The organism is Clostridium sp. FP1, assembly GCF_011065975.2.
Taxonomy (GTDB): Bacteria; Bacillota; Clostridia; order Clostridiales; family Clostridiaceae; genus Clostridium_AD; species Clostridium_AD tagluense.
On the sequence record NZ_JAAMNJ020000001.1, the window covers coordinates 3,363,812 to 3,389,729 of the forward strand.

Below are 25,918 nucleotides of genomic sequence, written 5' to 3' on the forward strand. Positions count from 1 at the left end.
CCTTTTAGGAATTTTATTTAAATATTTTTTATTCTATGCATCTTAGCCATATTTATCAAGTTTATTATTCAATTTACTCCGCCAAGCCTAATAAAACAACTAGATTTGATTTTTATAATAAATTCAAAAATAAGTTTGAAAAAGCTAAAGGCCCGCAATACTGCGGAGCCTTATATTATTCTTCGATGTGGGCTTTAATATATTCTACTACATCGCCTACAGTAGCAATTTTCTCAACATCTTCATCTGGAATTTCTATTTCATATTCTTCTTCCAATGCCATGATTAATTCAACAATATCAAGGGAATCAGCTCCTAGATTATTCATAAAAGATGATTCCATTTTTATTTCTTCTTCATCTATACTTAACTGTGATGCTATGGTCGCTCTAATTTTTTCAAACATAATATTTTCACCTCCTTAACTTTCTCTAAAATATATTTTTTACAAATTACTACTTATGTTTTTTTCCTGCTCAGATAATTTTTCAATTTCCAATTTTAATTTTTCTACAACATTATTTTCATTAAATATTATAGCCTGTTTAATTGCATTTTTAAAAGCTTTGGCATCCGAACTCCCATGAGCTTTTATACAAATTCCATTTACTCCCAGAAAAGCAGCGCCACCATATTCTTTATAGTCAAAATCAGCTTTAAACTTTTTAAAGACTGGTTTCAATAACATTCCTCCAAGCCTGGTTCTAAAGGAACTCATTATACCAGTTTTTAATATATCAAATATATTAGCAACTGCGCCTTCGTATAATTTTAAAATTACATTTCCTACAAACCCATCACATACCAAAATATTAGTATCTCCAGTTGGTATTTCTCTAGCTTCCACATTACCTACAAAATTTAAATTTGCTTCTTTAAGTAGTTTATGCGCTGATTTAGAAAGTTCATTACCTTTTTCTTCCTCAGTCCCTATATTTACAAGGCCTACAGATGGATTTGATATTTTAAGAATATTTTCAAAATATGTTTTACCCATAAGTCCAAATTGCACTAAATAATGAGGCTTACATTCTGCATTAGCTCCACAGTCAATTATCATAAACGGGCCATTCTTACCTGGCATTATAGGTGCAAGTGCAGGTCTATCTATGCCTTTTATCCTTCCTACTATAAGCGTAGAGCCAGCTAAAAAAGCACCAGTGCTTCCTGCTGAAATAATAGCATCTGCATCCCCACTTTTTACAAGATTCAATGCTTTTACAAGACTTGAATCTTTTTTGCGCTTAATAGCCATTACTGGATGTTCGCTTGTACTAATAACCTCTTTGGCATCAACAATTTTTATTCTATTACAATCATATGTATATTTCAATAGCTCGCATCGAATTAATTCCTCAGACCCAGTTATTAATATATCTATATCATATTCTTTTAAAGCCTCAACGCAACCTTCAACCACAGCATTTGGAGAAAAATCTCCACCCATGCCATCTACAACAACTACCATTTTAAAACCTCACTTTGAATTTGCCTTATAAATAAATATAATATATATAAATTATATTTATATATATTATATACTATATAGTGCAAATATTTCTAGTATTATTAATACTATAATTATATTTATATAATAAAAAAAAAGTCTTTCGACTTTCTTTTTATTTTGGTTCCATAACAATAACTTCTCTATTTTTGTAATAACCACAGTTTTTACATACTCTGTGAGAAAGTTTCATATCGTGGCATTGAGGACACTCAACTATTCCCGGTAAACCAAGTTTAAATGTTTGCGCTCTTCGAGAATCTCTTCTACCTTTAGAAAATTTTCTAGCTGGATTTCCCATTGTAACACCTCCTTAATCAGTTAAAAACAGTTCTTTTAATTTTGCCAACCTTGGATCAACATCGTCAATAGCACATTTACACGTACTATGATTCAAATTAATTCCACAATGATGGCATAAGCCTTTACAACTTTTACTACAAAGTCGTTTTATAGGCAACATAGAAATGATATTATTTTCCACGATTTCATCTAAATCTAATCTATCATTATTAATAAAAATAATATCCTCATCTTCACTCTTTAGAGTTTTCGACAATCTCTCATTTAATTCAATGTTTACTGAATATGAAAAAGTCTCAAGACACCTAGAACAAGCAAGCAATAGTTCTGTCTCTATTTCCCCAGATAAATCTATTTCATCACCGTTAGGTTTTAAAATCAAATCTAACTTAACTGGTTTAGAAAATTGTACAAATTCATTTTCATAAAAAAACTTATCTTTTTCTAAATCTAAATGAATTTTTTTTCTTGTGTTTTTATTACTAAACAATTCTGAAACATCTATTACCATATCATCCACTCTGAAAAACTAAATAACATTTAGTTTTTTCTCATATAAAGAAAATCTTTATACCTTGTATAAAAAATATACAGCTCGAGCAAAGCTTCTGCGTCCCTCCTAACTAAATAGTTTTTTACTTACATCAAACACAGACTATTATATAAACAATACAGTAAAAAGTCAAGATTTATTTATCATAGGAATTAACACTGTCTTTATTAAAGTCTTTATTTTATTAAAGCCTGCGTGTCTCTTGCAATTACCAATTCTTCATTTGTTGGTATAACAAATATTTTAGTTTTAGAATCCACTGTATTTAATTCCACAGCTTTTCCGCGAACCTTATTCTTAGATTTGTCTAAAACTGCCCCCAAAAATTCTAGGCCATTACATACGTCTTCCCTTGTTTCTGGAGAGTTTTCACCAAGTCCAGCTGTGAATATAATTGCATCTACGCCACCCATTACTGCAGCATAAGATCCTATGAATTTTTTAACTTTATAGGAGAATATATCAAGTGCTAACTGTGCTCTATGATTTCCATCTTCCCATGCAGCTTTTTCTATATCTCTAAAATCACTACTTACTCCAGATATTCCCAGAACTCCTGATTTTTTATTCATTAAATCATTTACTTCATCAATTGTTAAATTTAGCTCTTGCATTATATATACTATTATAGCTGGGTCTATGCTTCCACATCTAGTTCCCATAGCTATTCCTTCAAGTGGAGTAAATCCCATACTTGTTTCTATAGATTTACCATTTTTTATAGCAGAAATACTTGCTCCATTTCCTAAGTGACAAGTTATTAATTTTAAATCTTTTATGTCTTTACCCATCATTTCTGCAGCTTTTTCTGAAACAAATTTGTGAGATGTACCATGGAAACCATATTTTCTAACACCATTGTTAGTATAAAGCTCATATGGTAGTGGGTACACATATGCAACCTCTGGCATTGTTTGATGGAATGCAGTATCAAATACTGTTACCATAGGAGTATTCGGCATTAATGCTTTACAAGCATTGATTCCAATTATATTAGCTGGATTGTGAAGTGGTGCAAGCTTTGAACATTCCTTAAGGTTCTTCATCACTTCATCATTAACCATAACTGATGAAGCATATTTTTCTCCACCATGAACAATTCTATGTCCCACTGCACCAATTTCTGATAGTTCTTTAATAACACCATGCTCCGGATCTACAAGTGCTCCAAGTACTAATCTAATTGCATCTGTATGATCTTTCATGGACTCTTCAATAATATATTTCTGTCCACTTGCCTTTTGAGTTAATATTGATCCTTCTATTCCTATTCTTTCTACGAGTCCAAGCGCTAAGCATTCCTCATTTTCCATGTTTATTAATTGATACTTTAATGATGAACTTCCACAGTTTATAACTAATATTTTCATTAAATTCGCCTCCCGAGCTGTATGTGTTTTTGAATATATATAAAACTATTTTTGAATTTGAGCTTGAACTGCAGTTACAGCAACAACATTAACTATATCTTGTACACTGCATCCTCTTGATAAATCATTTATTGGCTTTGCAAACCCTTGACAAACTGGTCCAATAGCTTCAGCTTTTGCAAATCTTTGTACTAATTTGTACCCAATATTTCCAGATTGTAAATCTGGGAAGACTAATACATTTGCATTTCCAGCTACAGTGCTATTTGGTGCCTTTTGTTTTGCTACACTAATATCTATAGCTGCATCTAGTTGAAGCTCTCCATCAATTTGTAAATCTGGTCTAGCATTTTTTGCGATTTCAGTAGCTTTTGCAACTTTATCAACTAATTCATGCTTTGCACTTCCCATAGTTGAAAAAGATAACATTGCAACCTTAGGTTCAAAATTACATAAACATTTTGCATTATCTGCAGTACTTATAGCTATAGACGCTAATTCCTCTGGATTAGGATTTGGATTGACAGCACAATCTGCAAATAAAAGCAGTCCATCTTCACCATATTCATTGGTAGGTAATTCCATTATAAAGAAACTTGAAACAACCTTAATTCCCGGTGCAGTTTTAATAATTTGCATTCCAGGTCTAAGTAAATCTCCTGTAGTATGTACTGCTCCTGATACCAATCCATCCGCATCTCCCATTTTAACCATCATGGTTCCAAAATACAGTGGATCCTTTAATGTCTCTGCGGCTTTTTCCGGAGTCATTCCTTTATTTTTTCTTAATTCATAAAACGCCTTTGCATATCCATCAGTTTTTTGAGAAGTTTTTGGATTTACAATTTCTATCCCATCAAGGTTAACTCCAAGCTCAGTTGCTTTTGTTTTTATTACAGTTAAATCACCTATTAATATTACCTCAGCTATTGAATTATTTTTTATGATTTCACTAGCTCTTATAGTTCTTTCTTCCTCACCTTCTGGAAGTGCTATTATTTTCACATCTGATTTTGCCATTTTACATATTTTCTCTATAAATGCCATTCTTATTTCTCCTCTCACTTATTATCAACTTATATACACTAATAATATACTACTTTTCTGGTATACATTTCAACCTAAAATATGAAAATCCACTACATATATTGTATTTTATTTATTCGCCATATTCGTAATTTTCTCTTATTTTTATTTTATCCTTGAATATATATGCTTTTATTAATTTGTATTATATAATATAAATTAATAAATAGAAGTTTTCACCCTACTCCAAAATAAAATTTTTCTGCTTTTTCTTCAGCTTATATTTATAGATAAATTTTAGCTTATATTTAGTATGGTGGTAATTTATTTACTTATATTTATATAAGCTTTCATGAGGTGATTAAATGAATATTTCAGGTATAATTGTTGAATATAACCCATTGCATAATGGTCACGTGTATCATATTAATAAAACCAAAGAAATCACAAATTGTGATGCACTAATCTGTGTTATGAGTGGGAATTTTGCTCAGCGTGGAATTCCATCCACTATAGATAAATGGACAAAAACTAGAATGGCACTAAACAATGGAGTAGATTTAGTAATAGAACTACCCGCAATTTACAGTGTTTCTTCAGCAGATTTTTTTTCCTATGGCTCTGTAAGTCTTCTAAATAGCTTAGGCATAGTGGATAATATTTGTTTCGGTAGCGAACAGGGGAATATAAAGGACATATACGATATTTCCAATATACTGCTTAAAGAACCTATTGAATTTAAATCATTATTAAAAACTTATTTATCCAAAGGTATTGTCTACCCACGAGCTAGATCTAATGCACTTTATGATTATTTAATTAATTCAAAAAATGACATATCAAAATTATTATTGGAGGATTTTCTTAAATCTCCTAATAATATACTAGGTATTGAGTATTGCAAAAGCTTAATAAAGTTAAATAGTTCAATTAAACCCTATACCTTAAAAAGAGAAGGTGCATCCTATAACAGTAACATGTTGCATAATGAATTTTCAAGTGCCACGGCTATAAGAAAATTCATTAAAGAAAATGGTTCACTAGGGGAGCTAGAAGGTCATGTTCCAAATTCAGTATTAGCTGAAATCTTAAATTTATACTCAAATAATTACGGATTCACCTTTGAAGATTCCATGTTTCCGTACATAAAACATAAATCTGCTACATCAAAAAACTCATTAGTAAACTTACCAGACGTGTCAGAGGGTATTGATAATAAGATTATTAAATCCTTACAAAACAATTTAAGCTACGGAGGCGCCCTAGAAGATATAAAAAGTAAACGCTACACATATACCCGAATTAGCAGGATATTATGCCAATATTTTATAGGATTTGATAGCTTTGATTCCAAAAAATTAAGAGTAATGGCTTGCCCTTATGCACGTGTCTTAGGATTTAATTCAAAGGGAAAATCAATTCTAAAATCTATAAAATCAAACAGTAGCATTCCACTTTATACTAAAATCCCTAAAGATCAAAATGATACCTTGCGGCTAGACATTCAGTCTACAAGAGCTTACAGCATAATAAATAGCAGTATAAATCCTAATAGTGATTATTTAATATCCCCAATAATTGTAGATTAAATAAAATAAATACTACTATCATAAAAATATAGTAGTATTTATTTTATTTTAACCACTTCAATACATAAGTTTATTAAAATTCAAATATATTTAATACAGAAATACTTTAAAAGGGGTTTAAAATTGAAGTTACTATTAGTTATAATATTACTTCTCACAATGTTCTTATTGTTTAAACTATTTAAAACTTTGAATATAAATATTTTAATAACAATAATTTGTTCCCTTGCTATTCTCCAAATAATATTAGCACCAAATATTTGTATAAAGTACACTATATCTGGTGCAAAATTGTTTTTCAATGCTGTTTTTCCCTCTCTTTTCCCATTTTTAGTCGTAATAAATATTATAATAAGCTACGATGGTATTCATATTTATTCTAAATTATTAGGTAATATAATTTGCAAACCATTAAAACTGACCAAAGAATGTAATTTTGCACTGTTAATTAGTATATTATGCGGTTACCCCTTAGGCGCACGATATACTTGTGATTTATATGAAAAAAATCTAATTGATTTAAATACCTGTGAAAGGTTGCTAAATATAGCTTCGAACTCCAGCCCTTTATTTATTATAGGTTCAGTAGGTGCTTCTATGATGCTAAGTGCTAAGATTGGCTATATATTATTGCTTTCTAATCTTTTATCTTGCATGTTTATGGGATTTATTATTCCATCAAAAAATTCACTTTATAAAATTAAGAATAAAAATACTAATTCTTCTAAAAGGACAGATTCAACTAAAAATATTGGCATAATATTTAAAAATAGTATCGAAGATGCCCTAAAGAATTCCTTAAATATAGGTGGTTTTGTCATCGTATTCTCTGTAATAACAGGTATAATTAAAGACAATGCGCTATTTCACATTGTCATTAATAAGGTTTCTTTGATTATTGGTCTTTCTAGAAGTTTTATAGAGGGATTAATATTAGGATTATTAGAGGTAACTAATGGATGTTATTTAATATCTTCTAGTAATTCAAGTTTATATATAAAACTTCCAATTTTAAGCTTTTTAATTGCTTTTAGCGGTTTATCTATCATTTCGCAAGTTTATAGTTATACCTATAAACACGATGTGTCAATAAAAAAATACATCCTTCGAAAATTTATTCAAGGCATAATTTCTTCAATTTTGACAATAATTTTATATTATGTTTTTCTTCAAACTTCATCTATTTTCACCTTTAATGATATAAATTTATATAGCAGTAGTAGTTTGTACTTTTTAATACTGTTAATTTTGTTTGTCCCACTACTGCTCATAAACATAATTAGACTATTTCATAGTTCTTAATTCTTTAACATTTTCTCTTATTAAAGTTGTGGTATCCGTAACTTCTTCTTGCAGAGAGATTAAGAATGTTTGAACATCCGCTTTAATCTTATGAAGCATCTGTTGACCTTTTAACTCAATTTCTTTATCTAATTGAGTTAATATTTCATCCGCATAGTCTTTAGCACCTAGCCTCATGATTTTAGCGTCTCTTTGCGCTGCAGCTATGATCTCTTCAGCTCTTGTTTGCGCTTCTTTAACTAGGTCTTGCTTTTCAACTCTTCTTCTTATTTTGTCAATGGTTTCTTCCTCGAAAATTTTAGCTTGTTTTTTTGCATCAATAAGAATTCGCTCTTTTTCATCACAAATCCACTGAGCCTTCTTAAATTCATCTGGCAAGTGATTTACAACTTGATCAATTATATCCAATATTTCTCTTTTGTTTATCACTGACTTACCTGTAACAGGTATTTTAGATGAACTCTCAATAATTTCTTGAAGATATTCTAAAAGCTTTATAACATCCATATTTACCCTCCTATTTAGAATTAATTTTCCTCATAATATCTGGAATAATCTGGTCAGGTACTAATCCCTTAATACATCCCCCAAACATTGCAACCTGCTTAACTGAGGAAGAACTTAAATAGCAATATTCTGCCTTCGTCATCATAAACATGGTTTCCTTAGTTGGATCCAATTTATTATTCATGGATGCCATTTGAAACTCATATTCAAAATCCGAAAAAGCTCTAAGGCCTTTCACAATAACTCCTGCTTCCTCTTTATTCATTAGATCAACAAGTAAGCCGCTAAACTTCTTGACCCGTACATTAGGTAAATCCCTCACTAAGCTTTTTATTTGTTCTACTCTCTCGTCTACAGAAAAGAGATTTTTTTTCTCAGGGTTAACAAGCACTCCTACAATCAATTCATCAAAAACCCTAGCCGCCCTCTCAATAATATCTAAATGTCCGTTGGTTATTGGGTCAAAACTTCCAGGGCAAATTGCTTTTTTCATGTTATTCCTCCATGTCTTCCTTTGGTATACTAATAATTTTTAACTATTAGTTCCCTTGTATTCATAAAATAAAACAGTGGTATTTCCATATTTTCTCAAATCAGAAAGATGAATAATATTATTTCCTTCATATATTTCTTCTGAAGAATCTATTTTACAAACAATCAATCCATCCACACTTAAAAGTTTATTTGCTCCAATAATCTCAATTGCAGGCGGAATCATATCTTTAGCATATGGCGGGTCTATAAAAATTAAATCAAAAACAACTTTTTCCTGCGCAAATTGTTGCATATATTTATATGTGTCACCTTTTAAGCACTTACATTTATCATTAAATTTTAAATTATCTACATTCTTCTCTAACATGGCAAAAGTAGTATCTCCCATGTCAATTAGATAGCATTTTTCAGCTCCTCTACTTGCTGCTTCGAGACCTAAGCTCCCCGTACCTGAAAACATATCTACCACTACTGCATTCCTTGTTCTGTCTTGGATTATATTAAATATTGCTTCTTTTATTCTATCTAACGTGGGCCTCGTTCCCATCCCAACAGGGGACAACAGCTTTCTTCCTCTTGCACTTCCCGAAATTATTCTCATATGTTTATTCCTCCATCTAGCCAGTTTCGATAATATTTTAACATATTTATGTAATATATACAAAGATATTTTTCCCCTAATTAAAACAAATATAATTAGAACTTTGCTGTATTTTTTCTGTTATTTCATTCTTTACCTTTATGTCTTCAATATTATTACTTTTTATTAACTCTTTTGCTTCACTATTTGCTAGTTTTAATATATTAATATCTTCAATTACATCGGCTATTATTAAACCTGATTCACCATGCTGCTTAAACCCAAATAATTCTCCCGCGCCACGAGTTTTCAAATCCTCTTCAGCAATAAAAAAACCATCATTACTTTTTATCATTATTTCTAATCTTTTTCTTACTATTTTGTTTGTTATATTCGCCAGTAGTATGCAATAAGACTTATGCTCTCCTCTTCCTACGCGTCCTCTAAGTTGGTGAAGTTGTGCAAGACCAAACCTTTCTGAATTCTCAATTATCATAACAGTAGCATTGGGAACATTCACTCCAACTTCTATAACAGTGGTACAAATCAATGCTTTAATTTCTCCAGTTTTAAATTTATCCATGATTTCATTTTTTTGCTTACTAGGCATTTTACCATATACCATTGCTATTTCTGTAGAGTTAAAATATTCACCCTTTAGTTTTTCATAAATCACCTGAACTGAACTTAATTTCATTTCTTCATTTTCTTCTACCAAGGGGCAGACTATGTAAACTTGTCTTCCTTTATTAATTTCTTTTAATGCAAATTCATATACATGTCTACTGGAGGTCACGCTTTCATAGGAGGTATCAATATTCTGCCTACCTGGTGGCAATTCATCTATTATAGATACGTCTAGATCACCATATAAATATAAAGATAGTGTTCTTGGTATAGGCGTAGCTGTCATTACAAGAATATCTATGTTTTTACCTTTATTAGAAAACCTATTTCTTTGTGACACTCCAAAGCGATGCTGCTCATCAGTAACAATCATACCTAAGTTTTTAAATTCTACATTATCTTCAATAAGTGCATGTGTTCCAATAATAATATCAATGGTTCCATTCTTTAGTTCTTGTTTTATTAATTCCTTGTTTTTAGGGGTTGTACTTCCAGTTAATAGCTTTATGGTAAGCGGAAAATCTTTTAATACATTTTGAATTTCCTCGTAATGTTGATTTGCTAGAATTTCAGTTGGTGCCATCATAGCTGCCTGATAACCATTTTTCACCACATTAAACATGGTAATTATAGCAACTATTGTTTTACCGCTTCCAACATCCCCCTGTAAAAGCCTATTCATGCCTTTATCCTTCTTTTGATCTATTAGAATTTCCCGCACAACTTTACTTTGTGCTTTTGTAAGATTAAACGGAAGTCGCTCTTTTAATGTTGTAAGTTCTGGGGCTATTTTAAACTTGATACCATCATTATTAGTTTTTATAAACTCTTTTAACATTAATATTTTCAATGAATATGTAAATAGCTCTTGAAATTTTAGTCTTTTTTTTGATGAATTAAGTAATTCTAAACTTTTAGGGCTATGAATACTTCGAATAGCTTCATCTAAGGAACAAAATCTGTATTTATCCAGGAGCCATTTAGGCAAGTTCTCTGTTATTTCAATATTACAGAGAACGTCAGATATAATTTTATTGAAAAAATTATTTGTAACATTATTTTTAAGTGGATATGTTGCAATAATTTTATTTGTATCCATCGACGTATTTTTAACTATTTTTGGATTCATCATTGTGATTTCACCCTTAAAATTATTCACTTTGCCAGTGATGATATAACTATTTGAATTTTTAAAGCTATTTTTTGCATAAGTTTGATTAAACCACTTACCTTTGAATTTATTTTCACCTTGGCAAAATAGTATCGTAGAAAGAGTTTTATTATTTTTTAACCTCTGATCTTTTAATATATTTAAAACAGTACATTCTACAATAATTTTTTCATTATCTTGGCAATCCATAACATTTTTCACAGCAGATACATTCTCATAATTTCTCGGAAAATATAATAAAAGATCTAATACATTAAAAATTCCACATTTATTCAATGTTTCTGCCATTATAGGCCCAACACCTTTTATATATTTTATATCACTATAAATATCCACAAATACCACTCCAAAAATAAGATTTTAATTAATATACCTAAGAAAAAAAGCCCTAGGGCTTTTATTCAACTGAAGCAATAAAATAATATAGTGGCTGTTTTCCATTGTAATGTTGAACATCTATATTTGGGTATTTATTCTCTAACTCAGAAATAAATGCTTCCACTTCACTTATTATACAATCCTCACCATAGAAAATCGTAACAAGCTCGCTATCTTCAGTAATCATACTATCTATAACATCGGTGCAAACTTTGTAAATATCTGTTCCAACTTCTTTAATTTTGTTCTCAACTAAACCTAGGATATTTCCTTGTTTTATTGTTTTACCATCAGATTCAGTGTCTTTAACTGCATAGGTCACAGAAGCGGTTACAACATTTTTAATTGATTCTTTTAGTGTATGTTCATTTTCTTCTACACTAGCTTCTGCATTAAACATTGTTACGGCAGTTATTCCTTGAGGAATAGTTTTAGAAGGAATAACTATTACATTTTTATCTGACAGTTCCACTGCTTGCAGCGCTGCCATAAGTATATTTTTATTATTAGGTAATACAAATATATTATCCGCATTAATTTTATTAATACTATCTAATATATCTTGTGTACTTGGATTCATAGTTTGGCCACCCTCTATTACAACATCCACACCTAAATCCTTAAAAATATTTCTAATACCCTCACCAAGTGCAACAGATACAAATCCGTATTTTTTATTTTCAGTTGTATTTTCTGCTGCGGATTGCTCTGCTACTTCCTCTTGAATCCCTAATAAATTTCTATGTTGCTCTCTCATATTTTCAATTTTTATCTTAGAAAGCTCACCTAGTGTTACTGCTTTTGAAAGCACTAACCCTGGATCATTTGTGTGTATGTGAATTTTAAGAAATTCATCTTGGGTCACCACAACCATTGAGTCTCCATGTTTTTCTAAGTAAGTCTTTAATTCATTAGTATCAACATTTTCAGCAATAACTAATAATTCAGTACAGTATCCATACTTTATGTTTACAGGCATATCTGTAGCTGCAGGTGGTATTATTTCTGATTTACTACTTTGCTTATCTGATTTATTAATGGTAGCTTCCATATTGTTTTTTAAAGCTTCATGCATGCCCTTAAATATTATTAAAAGTCCCATGCCACCTGCATCAACAACTTTTGCTTCTTTTAATGCTGGAAGCATATCTGGAGTTTTATCTAACATAACTTGACTATGCGTGCAAACTTCTTCCATAAGTTCAACAACATTTGTTGCTCCGCTACTAACTGCACTTTCACCAGCAGCTTTAATTATTGTTAAAATAGTTCCTTCAGTAGGTCTCATAACAGCCTTATATGCAAAAGTGGCACCTTCTAAAATACTTTTAGCAAATTCTTCAGAAGTAACTTCAATTTTGCCTTCTAGGCCTTTTGCAATCCCTCTAAATATTTGTGATAGTATAACGCCTGAATTACCTCTTGCACCCATCAGCGCGCCTCTAGCTATCTTTTGTGATATCTCACTAATAGATGTAGTTGACATGTTTTCAACTTCACACACTGCAGCCTTAAATGTCATTGACATATTAGTGCCTGTATCTCCATCTGGAACTGGAAATACATTAAGCGCATTTACGTATTCCTTTTGATCTTCTAACCTATTAGATGCATTAATTACCATATTACGGAAGTGTTGTCCGTTTATTTTTAAGTATTCCACTGTCTTTACCCCCTTAAACCCTTACACCTTGTACGTTTACTGTTATTGCTGCCACTTTTAGTCCTGTATAATTTTCAACATTATATCTTATTTTTTGAATTATATTATTTGCAATTACAGAGATTTTTGTGCCATATTCAACTATTATATACAATTCAATAAATAGTTGATTTTCCTTAGAATGAATTTTAACCCCTTTATTTAAACCATCACTTTTAATTAATTGCCAAAATCCATCCTTAGCATCTTTTAATGCCATTCCCACAACTCCATAACACTCCATTGTAGAAATGCCAACTATATTAGCTAACGATTCCTCTGAATAATATATAATACCATTCTCGCTCGTAATGTTACCTTTCATTGTAATTCCTCCTTATAACGCTATATAGATTATTTTATAGTATAAAGCTAATTTATTCAAGAAAATTAATTGTTAAATTACTTTAGTTAGTAATAATTTTGTATTCTACTTGCAAGAGTAGTAGTATCTATGTTACAATAATGCGTGTTTCAATTGAGAAATTTTTTTTCTTATTAGTCTTAAGGAGGTGTTTTCATTGTCAAGAAAATGCGATATATGCGATAAAGGTGTTATTTCTGGTGTTCAATATAGTCACTCACACCGTCAATCAAAGAGAAAATGGGCTCCAAATATCCAAAAGGTTAAAGCTATAGTTAGCGGAACGCCTAAATCTATACATGTATGTACTAGATGTCTTCGTTCAGGTAAAGTACAACGTGCTATATAATTAGAAACAAAAAATGCAGCTTATAAAGCTGCATTTTTTTATTTTAACGACATTAGTGAGAATATTAATATCATTATAAACTTTTCTATGTTATTTTCTAAAGAAAAATCTAATTATTCGAGATATAAACCTGGGTACTTTAATAGCCACAATTTTCATCTTTATTCCCCCCTAAACCTGAGCTATAAACCTGTCTATCACCACATTACTAACAATGATCGTTGTGATTCATTATAGTAAAGCCACAATAAACAATTCCTCCTCCCGCAGCAATCAGCCACCACCAAAATGGAACTATTACTGCTGCTATAATCCCTATTCCCACACACGCAACAATTACTCCAAGTTGATCTCCTAGATGCTTATAATACTTTTTCATAAGTTGTTATCCTCCAAAAGTATTCCAATATTATTATATGATTTACTGTCAGCAATGTTGCAAAAATAAAAAACTATTTTTTTATCGAGATTATCAATAAAAAAATAGTTTCTATATAGTTTCTATAAAGATATTAATCTAATGATAATATTATCATTAGAGTTCCAGATTTAAATTTAAGTTCAACCTGAGGCACCACAAACTCGTTTGAAATAGTTATACTCTGTCCAGTTTTCAAATTATAATTATTTAGTGGATATTTTGAGCCCTCAATGGTTAATCCAATTATTTCATCACCATAAGATTGTAGTGAGAATATCTGCCCCACAGTACCACTTAATGATGTTGAGGTATTAACTAGCCTAATATCATTGTTTTCATCCTTTATGCAAGCATCAACGCCATTTTCCATGCAAATTTTCAGCATTCCAATATTCCCAAGCAAATGATCAACTCTACTCCCTATGCAACCGAGAAACACTATTTTATTTGGTTTCATGCTGAGAGCCTTTTTAACTGCAATTTCAGTATCAGTAAAATCTTTTTCTGCAGGATAAATGTCTATAATACATTTGCTTTTTTTAAAATAATCAAATGCCCCTTTATCAATGGAGTCAAAATCTCCTACTAATAAATGAGGCTCTATATTATAGTCATATAGACAATTTGCCCCACTATCAGCTCCAATTAAAAATGTATCCTTAGTAATTTCCTTTGTGATAAATTCCTTGGATGGCGGATTACCTCCTGATATTATTATGACCTTCATTCTAAATACCAGCTCTTAATTCTTTTATATTTTTCTCAATTTCATCATTCTTAAATATAGCAGACCCAGCTACAATTACATTAGCACCGCTACGCGCGACTTCCGAAATATTAACTTTATCAATGCCACCATCTACTTGAATCATAAGGTCTTTATTATATTTATCCGAAAGAGCTCTGACTTCTTTAATTTTATCTGAGCAATATTTAATATATTTTTGCCCACCAAATCCAGGGTTTACAGACATAATAAGTACCATATCAAGATTACTTATTAAATCTTTAATACAGTCTACAGGTGTAGCAGGATTTAATGCAATTCCTGCTTTAACACCAAAACTTTTTATGTAATTAATAGTTCTATCAATATGCCTATCTGCTTCATAATGAACAGTTATAATGTCAGCTCCTGCCTTTGCAAAATCTTCTACATATCTAGATGGTTCTTCAATCATAAGATGCACATCAAAGGTTAATTTTGTTAGTTTGCGAACACTCTTAATAATTGGAATACCAAAAGAAATGTTAGGTACGAACATACCATCCATTACATCAATATGAATCATATCAGCACCATATGCATCTAGCTGCTTTATATGTTCTCCTAACCTTGAAAAATCCGCTGACAATATAGACGGTGATATTTTAATCATTTTCTATTCCCCCTAGCAATAATTTCTTCTAATGTTTTTACATAAAACTTATACCTATCCCCGTAAATTTCATTATTTTCTACAGCCTCTTTAACTCTGCAGTTAGGTTCCTTATAGTGCATACAATTAGAAAACCTACATTCACATCTATGTTTTTCAAATTCTGGAAAACAATATTGTAATTGTTCTTTGTCTATGAAATCTAAACTTAAAGAGGAAAATCCTGGTGTATCTAACAAAAATCCTTCTTCATATTCAATAAGTTCACTGTGCCTTGTAGTGTGCTTACCTTTTTGGGATTTCTTACTTATATCTCCGGTTATCATAGCTTCTCTTCCAACTATGCTATTTAGTATAGTTGATTTTCCAACTCCAGAAGGTCCACAAAAAACACTAATATTATTTTTTATTTTTGTTTTAAGTCCGCCTAACCCTTCGCCTTCCTTTGCTTTTAAAAATACTATATCACATCCCACACTCTTTAATTCTTTTATAAGGTCCTCATTAACTTCTTCAACTAAATCTAGCTTATTTAAACAAAGAACTATTTTTAACTTATAAAATTCACAAAGCACTAAGAATTTATTGAGTAAATCCATATTTAAATCAGGTTGCTTAAAAGCAAAAACCACAAAAGCTTGAGTGACATTAGCCACTACTGGGCGTATCATCTCATTATCTCTTTCAAAAATTTTTTCAATTACACCTTTGCTCTCGTCTAACTCTATCATTATTTCTACTTTATCACCAATAACAGGGGAAAGCCCAGCATACCTGAACTTCCCTCTTGCCTTACATTGAATAACTCTATCTTCAACTTTTACAAAATATAATCCGCCTACACCTTTTATGATTACTCCTTGCATATATCCTCCAATGTTTAACTTTCATTTAATTTTTTTAAATGTATTTCATATCCTACTTTATATCTTTTTATTGACCGGTTGGCGGTGTTACTGGAGCCTGGGCCTTTGAAGTTAATGTTATAGTATCTCCAACATTTACCTTAGTCCCTGGCTCCTTATCTTGTTTATCAATGATATCTGCATCATTACCACTAACAACTATAGTTATGTCATTTTTAGCAGCTAAATCTCTTGCATCCTTAACTGTTTTTCCTATAAAATCTGGAACAGTAAATTGCTCTTTTGGGGGTTCTTTATATCTATAATAACTAAAACCTACAGAATTACCTTGCTCAACTTTTGTATTTGCAGGAATTGTTTGATTGAAAATTTTACCATCCTGTGACTTATCCTTAGTTTCCACTTCGTTTGTATTACCTAATTTTAAATTTGAATTTTGCAATACGCCTTTAGCTTCATTTTGAGATAGTCCGAATAATTCTGGAACTTTTGACCACTTAACATCTGCTCCCTTACTTATTACTAAATTTACTTTATCACCCTTTTGAACTAAACTTTCTGCACTTGGATCTTGGCTTATTACTATACCACTAGCAACGGATTCACTGAATTCCTTTGTAACATTGCCTAATACCAAACCCTTTTGTTCAATAGCAGCTTTAGCGGAAGCTTCGTCAAGTTCTTTAACATAAGGAACTGGCAAACCCTCTGGCCCTTTACTCACCTTAACTCTTACTTCTTTATTAGCTTCTATTTCTGTTCCTTCCTTTGGCCAGCACTCTACCACCGCACCCTTGGGTTTTTCACTATTTTCTTCTCCAATTTCTGTATAAATCAAACCTTTTTCTTCAACTGTTTTTTTTGCTTCAACTTTATCTAACCCGATAATTTTAGGCACTAGTAATTGAGCTGTAACTTTAACATTCTTATCTCCAAAAATACCTTTATATATTACGCCTGCTGCACCCAGTAGCACAATTAATAAAATTACTGCAACAGATACTATTATTTTTGTTTTATTTTTTTTATTAATTTTTGGTTTTTCATTTTTGGGAACCTCTGGTTTTTCATAATCCTCTACATTTACAGGTGCCATAACTCTAGTATATTCATTTTCCATGGTATTTGTTGTGACAGTATACTCACTATTTTTTTGTATCCTTTGTAAATCCAAAAGCATTTCATTGGCAGTTTGATATCTTTTTATAGGTTCCTTCTCTATTGCTTTTAATATTAATTTATTTAAATTTTCAGGAACATTGTCATTTATGTCCTTAGGTGGCACAACTGGTTCCTGTATATGTTTAAGAGCTACGGATACAGGACTTTCAGCATCATAAGGCACTCTCCCTGTAACCATCTCATAGAGAACTATTCCAAAAGAATAAATATCCGTTCGAAAGTCCACAAAGCTGGCCTTAGCTTGTTCTGGTGAAAAATAATGAGCTGACCCCATTACTGTACTAGTATTAGTTATAGTTACAGAACTAGAAGCTTTTGCTATACCAAAATCTGTAACTTTCACTGTCCCATCTTCAGTCACTAATATATTATGCGGTTTTATGTCCCTATGTATAATGTTATTCTTATGAGCACACTGGAGTGCTTTTGCAATTTGAATACCATAATCTATTACCTGACTATTATTCATACTACCATTTTGAAGTATAACTTGCTTTAGTGTTTTACCTTTTATATATTCCATTACAATATAGTTAATGTCATTCTCTTGACCAACATCATAAATGTTAACTATATAATTTGATGAAAGACTAGCTGCAGAAGCGGCCTCTTTTTTAAATTTTTCCATGAAATCTATATTATTTGAAAATTCTTCTTTTAATATTTTTACAGCAACATTACGATTAAGAAGATGACACTTAGCTTTATAAACTATTGCCATTCCACCTTCTCCAATTTTTTCAAGGAGTTCATATCTACTCCCTAACATGGTTCCTATCATCTCTGCACTCTCCTTCAAATACGATAACTGATATGTTATCGCGTCCACCCTTAGATTTGCTTAAATCCACTAACATTTTGCAGCTAGAGTCATTGTCATTTTTGATAATAATATCATACATTTCATCATAAGTCACATCATTGGTAAGACCATCTGTACATAAAATACATTTAATTACGCTAGCCAAATCCACATCAAATAAATCAACTTCTACTTCTTCATTTGTTCCAAGTGCCCTTGTAATAATATTTTTATTTGGATGATTTCTAGCTTTTTCTTCAGTAATAGTACCATTATCTAAAAGTTGTTGTACAAGTGAATGATCTCTTGTAATTTTTGATAATTTTCTTTTATTATCCATAACATAACAACTACTATCCCCCACATTTGCAACAACCATCCTATCTTGCTTTTTAAAACAAATTGTTATAGTTGTGCCCATACCTTTAAGTGAATCGTCCTCACTTGCCATATCATAAATTTTCTTATTTGCATGTTTTATTCCTTTTGAAAGCACTTCTTTTAGATCGGAGCCATCTTGATTGACCTTTACGTATTCTATTATAACCTTAATAGCCAGTTCACTTGCAACCTCTCCTGCGTTGTGTCCTCCCATACCATCAGCTACAGCATAAATGCCAAAATCACTACATTCAAAATAACCTACAGAGTCTTCATTTGTTTTTCTAACATTTCCAACATCAGATAAAACCCCCAGCATTTCTACACCCCCTCATTAACCTTATTCCCCTTAATGTAGCTTCTTCTAAGCTGTCCACATGCCGCATTAATATCTAGGCCCATTTCGCGCCTTATTGTTGTCTGAATATTATTAGCTTCAAGTACATCCTTAAATCTAGAAATAGCATCATTTGAAGATCTTTTTAACTCGTTCTCTTTTATCTCATTAACTGGGATCAAATTAACATGGCATAACATACCCTCTAGTAAAACACTTAATTTTTCCGCATCTCTCGTGGTATCATTAAGATCCGCTACAAGAGCATATTCAAAAGTTATTCTTCTATTGGTTTTATTTATATAGTATTTACATGCATCAATAATTTCTGCAATAGAATACTTATTTGCAATTGGCATGCTCCTCATTCTAATTTCATCTGTAGCTGCATGAAGTGAAATAGCTAGTGTTGTTTGCATATTCATATCTGCAAACTCTTTTATTTTTGCTACAATACCACAAGTAGAAATAGTTATATGTCTTTGACCAATATTAAGTCCGTTTTCTGAATTCACAATATCCAGAAATTTGATAACATTTTCAAAGTTATCAAAGGGTTCCCCACTTCCCATTAGTACAACATTAGAAATTCTCTCGCCAATTAGATGCTGCGCTTTCATTATTTGAGACAACATTTCTCCAGTTGTTAGATTTCTAATAAGTCCTCCAATGGTAGAAGCACAAAATTTACATCCCATCCTACATCCAACTTGAGTGGATATGCATATAGAATTTCCATGTTTATATTTCATAACAACACACTCAATTAAATTACCATCATTTAGTGCAAAAAGGTATTTTCTTGTATCGTTTATTTTTGAAGTATATTCTTCTACAAGCTCCGGTATTCCTATATAAAAATTACTTTGAAGTTTTTCTCTTGTAGCTTGTGGAATATTATTCATATTTTCAAATTTCCAAATGCCCTTATAAATCCAGTCTGAAACTTGTTTAGCTCTAAATTCACTCTCGGAATTACTTTTCATCCATTGTTTTAGCTCTGCTAAATTTAAGTCTAAAATATTTGTCATTTTATACACCTACCACCATTTTATAATTTTACGATTTTGGCTATAAAAAATCCATCCATGTACTCATTTGGCAATATAGTTACATAACCACTATCACTATAGTTTATATTCTTCAGATCACCATAAAATACTGGCTGAATTTTAAACTCTGGATGGTTTTCTATAAACCAATCAATATTGCCTTCATTTTCTTCCTTGTTAAGGGTGCATGTTGAATATACAAGCACTCCACCTTTTTTCAGGTATTTAGAAGCATTCTCCATTATTTTTCTTTGTGTATGTACTATATTCTCTATATTTTTTATATGCTTACTCCACTTTATCTCAGGTTTTTTCCTAATAATCCCAAGACCGGAACAAGGTACATCCATAAGTACCCTATCTGCAGATTCCAAAAGATTCGGATCATAAATCGTAGCGTCCATAACATCACAAGTTGTATTTATAATTCCTATTCTATCTAAATTTTCTTTTATTAAGGACAACTTGTTTTTATGGATATCAAATGCAGAAATGTGTCCTGTGTTTCTCATGATTTCTGCAATGTGTGTCGTCTTTCCACCTGGCGCACTACAAAGATCTAATACTTCTAGATTTGGTGCAAGGTCCATAGAATGAGCTGTAAGCATTGCACTTTCATCCTGAACTGTAATGCTGCCTTCATTAAATAAAAGGTTATTCTCTATATTTTTCCCTTTTATAATTCGTATTGCATCAAGGCACGCGTAACCTTTTTCTATATTATACCCATTTTCTATAAGTTTTTCCCATATTTCTTCATAAGTTAATTTCAGAGTATTAACTCTAACTGTAACATCAGGTTTTTTATTTAAGCCACTTAGAATTTCTTCAGCGGTTATAATACCGTATTGTTTTATAAAAAGTTTAACTAAAGCCTTAGTGAAGGAATACTCAAAACATAATCTTTCAATATCATTTTTTTCATTATAGTACACTGCTGCATCATCTCTTAAGTAGTTCCTAAGTACTCCATTAACAAATTGTGCAGCTCCCGCATTACTCATCTTTTTTGTTAAGTTTACAGCCTCATTAACCACAGCAAAGCTAGGTATTTTATCTAAAAACCTAATTTGATAAATTGATATTCTTAATATATTTAAAACAAAACTATCTAAGGATTCGAAACCTTTTTTTATAAAGCTACTGAGTATTTTATCTATAGTATATTTATATTTTAAAGTACCATAAACTATCTCTGTAACTAGTGCTTTATCTTTATCATTTAAATCTGATTTATTAAGTTCCAGGCCTAAAACTATATTAGAATATGCATTTTCATTTATTACTTTTTCTATAACTACAATTGCTACTAACCTACTATTATTCATATTTTTACCTCTATTTTCCATTAAATTATTTATCTATCCCGACTTATAAGAACAAGACGTATAAGCTGAGAAATTGCCATAATTGCTGCAGATACGTATGTCATAGCTGCTGCGCTTAATACTGATTTAGCTCCTTTTATTTCATCTCCATAAAGTATACTTCTGGATTCTAAAATTGTAAGGGCTCTACTAGATGCATTAAATTCAACGGGCAAGGTAATTAACTGAAATACTACTACCCCCGAAAATAATATAATTCCAATATTTACTAAAGAAGGAACACTTAAAATTATTCCCATTAAAAATAGTAACCAGGATGCATTAGAACTAAAATTAACTACCGGCACTATAGCGTTCCTTATTTTTAAAGGTGCATAATTTTCTTTATCTTGAATCGCATGCCCAGTTTCATGCGCTGCAACTCCTATAGCTGCAACTGAAGTCCCATTATAGACCTCCTGAGAGAGTCTCATAACTCGTTTAGAAGGGTCATAATGATCAGTAAGTTTTCCGCCTACTATTTCCACTGGTATATCAAAAATACCACCATCATCCAATAGCATTCTAGCTACCTGTGCTCCTGTATAACCATTTGCACTATTTACCTTTGAATATTTACTAAAGGATGCCTTAATTTTAAACTGTGCTAAGGCCGATATAATTATAGCTGGTAATAATATGATCATAGTACTATCATAAAAAAACATATTACTTCACCTCTCTTTATTTTAAAACCACACCTTCATCTATCTTATTTCCTATTATATAATCTTTAACTTTTAGTGGTTTTTTGCCAGGAAATTGTATCTCTTCAATAAGTAGAACACCACTACCCGTTGATACCTTTAATCCCTCTTTTGAAACCTCTATAATACTTCCACTACTTTTATTTGACTGCTCGTTTATTACTCTTGATTTATATATTTTCATTACCTTATTCTCATAATGAGTGTAAGCAATAGGCCATGAATTTAACCCTCTTATGAAATTGTGAATGTTCTCGCTACTATGCTCCCAATTTATCACAGCCATTTCCTTGCCTAGCATGGTTGCATAGGAGCTAAGCTCATTTTCTTGTTTAACTGGCTGCACCTCATTATTTACTATACCATTTATCGTTTTGATTAAAAGCTGCCCACCACTATTCATCAGAATATCATGCAATTCACCGGCCGTAATAGTATTTGTTAGTTCTATTTCCTCTGTTAAAAGTATATCCCCTGTGTCAAGTCCAACATCCATAAGCATAGTTGTATTTCCACTTTTAGACTCGCCATCAATTATACACCAATTTATAGGAGCGGCGCCTCTATACTTTGGTAATAGTGATGCATGTAAGTTTATGCATCCATATTTAGGAATGTCCAATACTTCTTTTGGAAGGATTTGACCAAAAGCTACTACTACAATAAAATCTGGTTTTAAATTTTTTATTACCTCTATCATTTCCTCATTTTTTTTAAGTTTTAAAGGCTGATATACTGGTATATTATAGGAGTTCGCTAAAAGTTTAACTGCGGACATTGCTAGATTTTTGCCTCTACCCTTAGGTCTATCTGGCTGAGTAAAAACTGCTGAAACCTCAAATTCATTTATAAGTTCTTGAAGGGCAGTTGCTGAAAATTCTGGTGTACCCATAAAAATTATCTTCATATTATTTCTCCTCGTCGTCTATTGCTTTATCTACAAATAAAATACCATCTAAATGATCAATTTCATGGCAGAGGGCTCTTGCAAGAAGACCTTCTCCGTTTATTATTATTTCTTCAGCCTTTTCGTTTATTGCCTTCACTGTTACTTTTTCAGGCCTCTCTACATTTTTTTGTACCCCTGGTATACTTAGGCAACCTTCATTAGATATATTTGAACCTTGCATTTCTAATATTTCTGGATTAATAAGTGCCATAGGTCCATCTCCAACATCAATAACTATTATTCTTTTTAAAGTTCCAACCTGTGGTGCTGCAAGACCTATGCCCTTAGAATTGTACATCGTTTCTTCCATATCTTTAATTAATAATAATATCCTTGGGTTAATTTCATCTACCACTCTGCTTTTTTTTCTTAATAATTCATCGCCATAGTTTCTAATTGTTCTTATAGCCATACAAAAACCTCCTTGCTTCTTAAAACATGCTGCTAGGATTAATATCTATACTAACCCTTATATTATTATAAATATTTTTAACTAATTCATAAACTAAATTCTTTATATTTTGCGCTGTAGTTTCTTCAATATTTCCTTTAATGATAATTTGCCACCTGTAGAAATTTTTAATTTTAGAAATTCCACAAGGACAAGGTCCAAGTAATGTAATTTTATCATTATTTTCAAGCTTATATTTTAAATTTATGCCAACATTCTGTATACTTTTTATTAACAAATTTTCATCTTCAGAGCTCATAGTTATGACTAGGATTCTTGTAAAAGGTGGATAATCCATAGCTTTTCTCATCATAATTTCGTTTTTATAGAAACTATCATAATCATTAGCTGCGGCATATTGTATAGTAGGATTATCTGCACTGTATGTCTGAATAACCACGCTACCTTCTTTTTTACCTCTACCAGATCTTCCTGAGACTTGAGTTAGAAGTTGAAATGTTCGCTCAAAAGCCCTAAAGTCTGGCAAATTTAAGGATAAGTCTGCAGCTATTACTCCTACCAAAGTAACATTTTCAAAATCTAAACCTTTAGCCACCATTTGAGTTCCAATTAAAATATCTGCCTCTCTGTTTTTAAAGGTATTATATATATATTCATAAGAATTTTTTTTCCGTGTTGTATCAAAATCCATTCTTAGAGTTTTTGCACTTGGAAAAATTCTATTAATTTCTTGTTCAATTTTTTCTGTTCCTACTCCAAAATACTTCACATAACTACTTCCACAACTAGGACAAGTTTTACTAATTCTCTCTTTCTCACCGCAGTAATGGCAAGTTAAATACTCCCCTGCATTATGATAAGTTAATGAGATATCGCATTTTTTACATTTAAAAACATATCCACATTTTCTACAAGATACAAAGGTTGAAAAACCTCTTCTATTTAAAAATAATATCACCTGCTCTTTTTTACTTAGAGCCTCGATAATACCTTCATGTAGCAACCTACTAAATATTGAACGATTGCCTTTCATGAGTTCTTCCCGCATGTCAACAATTTCTACACTGGGCATGGCCGCACCATCCGCCCTATCATTAATAGTAATCAATTCTAATTCCTTTATGGAAGCCCTATAATAGCTTTCAATAGAGGGGGTAGCTGAACCGAGTAATAATTTGCAGTTTTCTAGTTCGCATTTCATATAAGCTATTTCACGAGCATCAAATTTGGGGTCACTGTCTGATTTATAACTGAGTTCATGTTCCTCATCTATAACAATTAATCCTAAGTTTTCAAAGGGCAGAAATATAGCAGATCTTGCACCAATGGCTATTTTAACATTACCAAACTTAACTCTCATCCATTCATCAAATCGTTCACCATCTGATAACCTACTATGAAAAACTGCTATATCACGTCCAAATCGGCCTTTAAAGCGCTCTACCATTTGAGGTGTTAAAGATATTTCTGGTATCAAAATTATAGATTGTTTGTTCTCTTTTAACATATAACTAACCAAATTCATATATATTTCAGTCTTTCCACTACCTGTAACTCCATGCATTAAAAATTTTTTCTTGTTAGAATTTATTATAAAATCTACTGATTGTTGCTGTTTCTCATTTAGTATTTTTTCTTCGTATCTAGAATAGTTTTTTTCATTATATCTATTAATTATAATCTCCTGAGTGGCTAAGAATCCATATTTAATCATGGTATTAATTGAGGACAGTGACTGATTGAAATTTTTACTGAATTCACTTTTGTTATATTTCATATTATTCAATTGTATTAACCCATAGATGTTTTTATAAGGCTCATTTAAGAATTTCCCTTCTAACTCTCTACTTACAATTAATACTTGCATGGTCTTTTTCTTTATACCTTTTGTTATTCCTCTTGGAATAATAACTTTTATACACTCCAAATATGTACAAAGGTACTTTTTTTTCATAATCTTTACAAGTTCGATATCAGTTAATCTAAGCAGTGGCATTTCATCGCAAATGCTGGCTATATCCTTAATTTTATTCACATTGTCACATTGTTCATATAATTCTAATACAAAAGCATCTAATGTCTTGTTTCCCCTGCCAAATGGTACTTTTATTCTAAATCCCAAAAGGACCTTTCCTATCAAACTAATAGGTATCTTATATGTGAAAATCTTATCTACTTGAACAGAATCGTTATTCACCACAACTCCAGCATACTGATACACACAATCACCCTTTTAATTT

At 31.2% G+C, this 25,918-nt stretch carries 27 protein-coding genes; 3 read left to right on the forward strand and 24 right to left on the reverse strand.

The features are described from left to right. Positions 1-175: 175 nt before the first annotated feature. The 6 genes from acpP to pta form a co-directional block, all read right to left on the reverse strand. Positions 176-409 (reverse strand): acyl carrier protein, encoded by a 234-nt coding sequence (gene acpP / locus G9F70_RS16420; protein ID WP_318011017.1) that lies wholly within the window; start codon positions 407-409, stop codon positions 176-178. Positions 410-445: 36 nt separating this feature from the next. Next, the gene (plsX, locus tag G9F70_RS16425) at positions 446-1,468 is read right to left on the reverse strand and encodes a phosphate acyltransferase PlsX (RefSeq protein WP_164944215.1); all 1,023 of its coding nucleotides are present in this window, start codon (positions 1,466-1,468) and stop codon (positions 446-448) included. 154 nt (positions 1,469-1,622) lie between these two features. After that, positions 1,623-1,808, reverse strand: a complete 186-nt coding sequence (gene rpmF / locus G9F70_RS16430) for a 50S ribosomal protein L32 (protein ID WP_124999019.1) — start codon at positions 1,806-1,808, stop codon at positions 1,623-1,625. 12 nt (positions 1,809-1,820) lie between these two features. Further along, positions 1,821-2,321: a YceD family protein gene (locus tag G9F70_RS16435; protein WP_164944216.1), complete on the reverse strand. Its 501-nt coding sequence runs from the start codon at positions 2,319-2,321 to the stop codon at positions 1,821-1,823. A gap of 218 nt (positions 2,322-2,539) precedes the next feature. Then, on the reverse strand, positions 2,540-3,733 hold the full coding sequence (locus tag G9F70_RS16440; RefSeq protein WP_164944217.1) for an acetate kinase: 1,194 nt from the start codon (positions 3,731-3,733) through the stop codon (positions 2,540-2,542). 45 nt (positions 3,734-3,778) lie between these two features. Then, entirely contained in the window at positions 3,779-4,780 is a 1,002-nt protein-coding gene (gene pta, locus G9F70_RS16445; protein WP_164944218.1) for a phosphate acetyltransferase, read from the reverse strand. Between the two features lie 344 nt (positions 4,781-5,124). Here pta and G9F70_RS16450 point away from each other — a divergent pair, with 344 nt between their 5' ends. Beyond that, entirely contained in the window at positions 5,125-6,348 is a 1,224-nt protein-coding gene (locus G9F70_RS16450; RefSeq protein ID WP_164944219.1) for a nucleotidyltransferase, read from the forward strand. A 123-nt stretch (positions 6,349-6,471) separates the two neighbouring features. Beyond that, complete coding sequence (gene ylbJ, locus G9F70_RS16455; protein WP_411956005.1) at positions 6,472-7,650, forward strand: sporulation integral membrane protein YlbJ; 1,179 nt, start codon at positions 6,472-6,474, stop codon at positions 7,648-7,650. Here ylbJ and G9F70_RS16460 read toward each other — a convergent pair. The 6 genes from G9F70_RS16460 to G9F70_RS16485 form a co-directional block, all read right to left on the reverse strand. Further along, positions 7,633-8,157: an ATPase gene (locus G9F70_RS16460; protein ID WP_164944220.1), complete on the reverse strand. Its 525-nt coding sequence runs from the start codon at positions 8,155-8,157 to the stop codon at positions 7,633-7,635. The genes ylbJ and G9F70_RS16460 overlap by 18 nt on opposite strands. A 10-nt stretch (positions 8,158-8,167) precedes the next feature. Then, the gene (gene coaD / locus G9F70_RS16465) at positions 8,168-8,650 is read right to left on the reverse strand and encodes a pantetheine-phosphate adenylyltransferase (RefSeq protein ID WP_124999006.1); all 483 of its coding nucleotides are present in this window, start codon (positions 8,648-8,650) and stop codon (positions 8,168-8,170) included. A 39-nt stretch (positions 8,651-8,689) separates the two neighbouring features. Next, complete coding sequence (rsmD, locus tag G9F70_RS16470; RefSeq protein WP_164944221.1) at positions 8,690-9,253, reverse strand: 16S rRNA (guanine(966)-N(2))-methyltransferase RsmD; 564 nt, start codon at positions 9,251-9,253, stop codon at positions 8,690-8,692. 76 nt (positions 9,254-9,329) lie between these two features. Continuing rightward, positions 9,330-11,366, reverse strand: coding sequence for an ATP-dependent DNA helicase RecG (gene recG, locus G9F70_RS16475; RefSeq protein WP_164944222.1), 2,037 nt, complete (start codon positions 11,364-11,366; stop codon positions 9,330-9,332). 61 nt (positions 11,367-11,427) lie between these two features. Then, a complete protein-coding gene (locus tag G9F70_RS16480; protein ID WP_164944223.1) occupies positions 11,428-13,071 on the reverse strand; it encodes a DAK2 domain-containing protein in 1,644 nt (547 codons plus the stop codon). Between the two features lie 13 nt (positions 13,072-13,084). After that, positions 13,085-13,435, reverse strand: coding sequence for an Asp23/Gls24 family envelope stress response protein (locus G9F70_RS16485; protein ID WP_124998997.1), 351 nt, complete (start codon positions 13,433-13,435; stop codon positions 13,085-13,087). 196 nt (positions 13,436-13,631) lie between these two features. Here G9F70_RS16485 and rpmB point away from each other — a divergent pair, with 196 nt between their 5' ends. Next, entirely contained in the window at positions 13,632-13,823 is a 192-nt protein-coding gene (gene rpmB / locus G9F70_RS16490; protein WP_124998995.1) for a 50S ribosomal protein L28, read from the forward strand. Positions 13,824-14,031: 208 nt separating this feature from the next. Here rpmB and G9F70_RS16495 read toward each other — a convergent pair whose 3' ends face one another. From G9F70_RS16495 to priA, 12 genes are all read right to left on the reverse strand, one after another. Then, the gene (locus tag G9F70_RS16495; RefSeq protein ID WP_164944224.1) at positions 14,032-14,202 is read right to left on the reverse strand and encodes a hypothetical protein; all 171 of its coding nucleotides are present in this window, start codon (positions 14,200-14,202) and stop codon (positions 14,032-14,034) included. A gap of 133 nt (positions 14,203-14,335) precedes the next feature. Continuing rightward, complete coding sequence (locus tag G9F70_RS16500) at positions 14,336-14,971, reverse strand: thiamine diphosphokinase (protein WP_164944225.1); 636 nt, start codon at positions 14,969-14,971, stop codon at positions 14,336-14,338. Between the two features lies 1 nt (position 14,972). Beyond that, positions 14,973-15,623 (reverse strand): ribulose-phosphate 3-epimerase, encoded by a 651-nt coding sequence (gene rpe / locus G9F70_RS16505; RefSeq protein WP_164944226.1) that lies wholly within the window; start codon positions 15,621-15,623, stop codon positions 14,973-14,975. After that, positions 15,620-16,489: a ribosome small subunit-dependent GTPase A gene (rsgA, locus tag G9F70_RS16510; RefSeq protein WP_164944227.1), complete on the reverse strand. Its 870-nt coding sequence runs from the start codon at positions 16,487-16,489 to the stop codon at positions 15,620-15,622. The genes rpe and rsgA overlap by 4 nt, the downstream gene beginning before the upstream one ends. A 67-nt stretch (positions 16,490-16,556) precedes the next feature. Then, the gene (gene pknB, locus G9F70_RS16515) at positions 16,557-18,452 is read right to left on the reverse strand and encodes a Stk1 family PASTA domain-containing Ser/Thr kinase (protein WP_164944228.1); all 1,896 of its coding nucleotides are present in this window, start codon (positions 18,450-18,452) and stop codon (positions 16,557-16,559) included. Continuing rightward, positions 18,427-19,173: a Stp1/IreP family PP2C-type Ser/Thr phosphatase gene (locus tag G9F70_RS16520; protein WP_164944229.1), complete on the reverse strand. Its 747-nt coding sequence runs from the start codon at positions 19,171-19,173 to the stop codon at positions 18,427-18,429. The genes pknB and G9F70_RS16520 overlap by 26 nt, the downstream gene beginning before the upstream one ends. A 2-nt stretch (positions 19,174-19,175) precedes the next feature. Further along, complete coding sequence (gene rlmN / locus G9F70_RS16525; RefSeq protein WP_164944230.1) at positions 19,176-20,222, reverse strand: 23S rRNA (adenine(2503)-C(2))-methyltransferase RlmN; 1,047 nt, start codon at positions 20,220-20,222, stop codon at positions 19,176-19,178. Positions 20,223-20,242: 20 nt separating this feature from the next. Next, the gene (gene rsmB, locus G9F70_RS16530) at positions 20,243-21,571 is read right to left on the reverse strand and encodes a 16S rRNA (cytosine(967)-C(5))-methyltransferase RsmB (RefSeq protein ID WP_164944231.1); all 1,329 of its coding nucleotides are present in this window, start codon (positions 21,569-21,571) and stop codon (positions 20,243-20,245) included. 29 nt (positions 21,572-21,600) lie between these two features. Next, positions 21,601-22,278, reverse strand: coding sequence for a zinc metallopeptidase (locus tag G9F70_RS16535; protein ID WP_164944232.1), 678 nt, complete (start codon positions 22,276-22,278; stop codon positions 21,601-21,603). A gap of 16 nt (positions 22,279-22,294) precedes the next feature. Further along, a complete protein-coding gene (gene fmt, locus G9F70_RS16540; protein ID WP_164944233.1) occupies positions 22,295-23,224 on the reverse strand; it encodes a methionyl-tRNA formyltransferase in 930 nt (309 codons plus the stop codon). A gap of 1 nt (position 23,225) precedes the next feature. Continuing rightward, positions 23,226-23,678: a peptide deformylase gene (gene def, locus G9F70_RS16545; protein WP_124998974.1), complete on the reverse strand. Its 453-nt coding sequence runs from the start codon at positions 23,676-23,678 to the stop codon at positions 23,226-23,228. A gap of 19 nt (positions 23,679-23,697) precedes the next feature. Further along, entirely contained in the window at positions 23,698-25,899 is a 2,202-nt protein-coding gene (gene priA, locus G9F70_RS16550; RefSeq protein WP_164944234.1) for a primosomal protein N', read from the reverse strand. Positions 25,900-25,918: the final 19 nt, after the last annotated feature.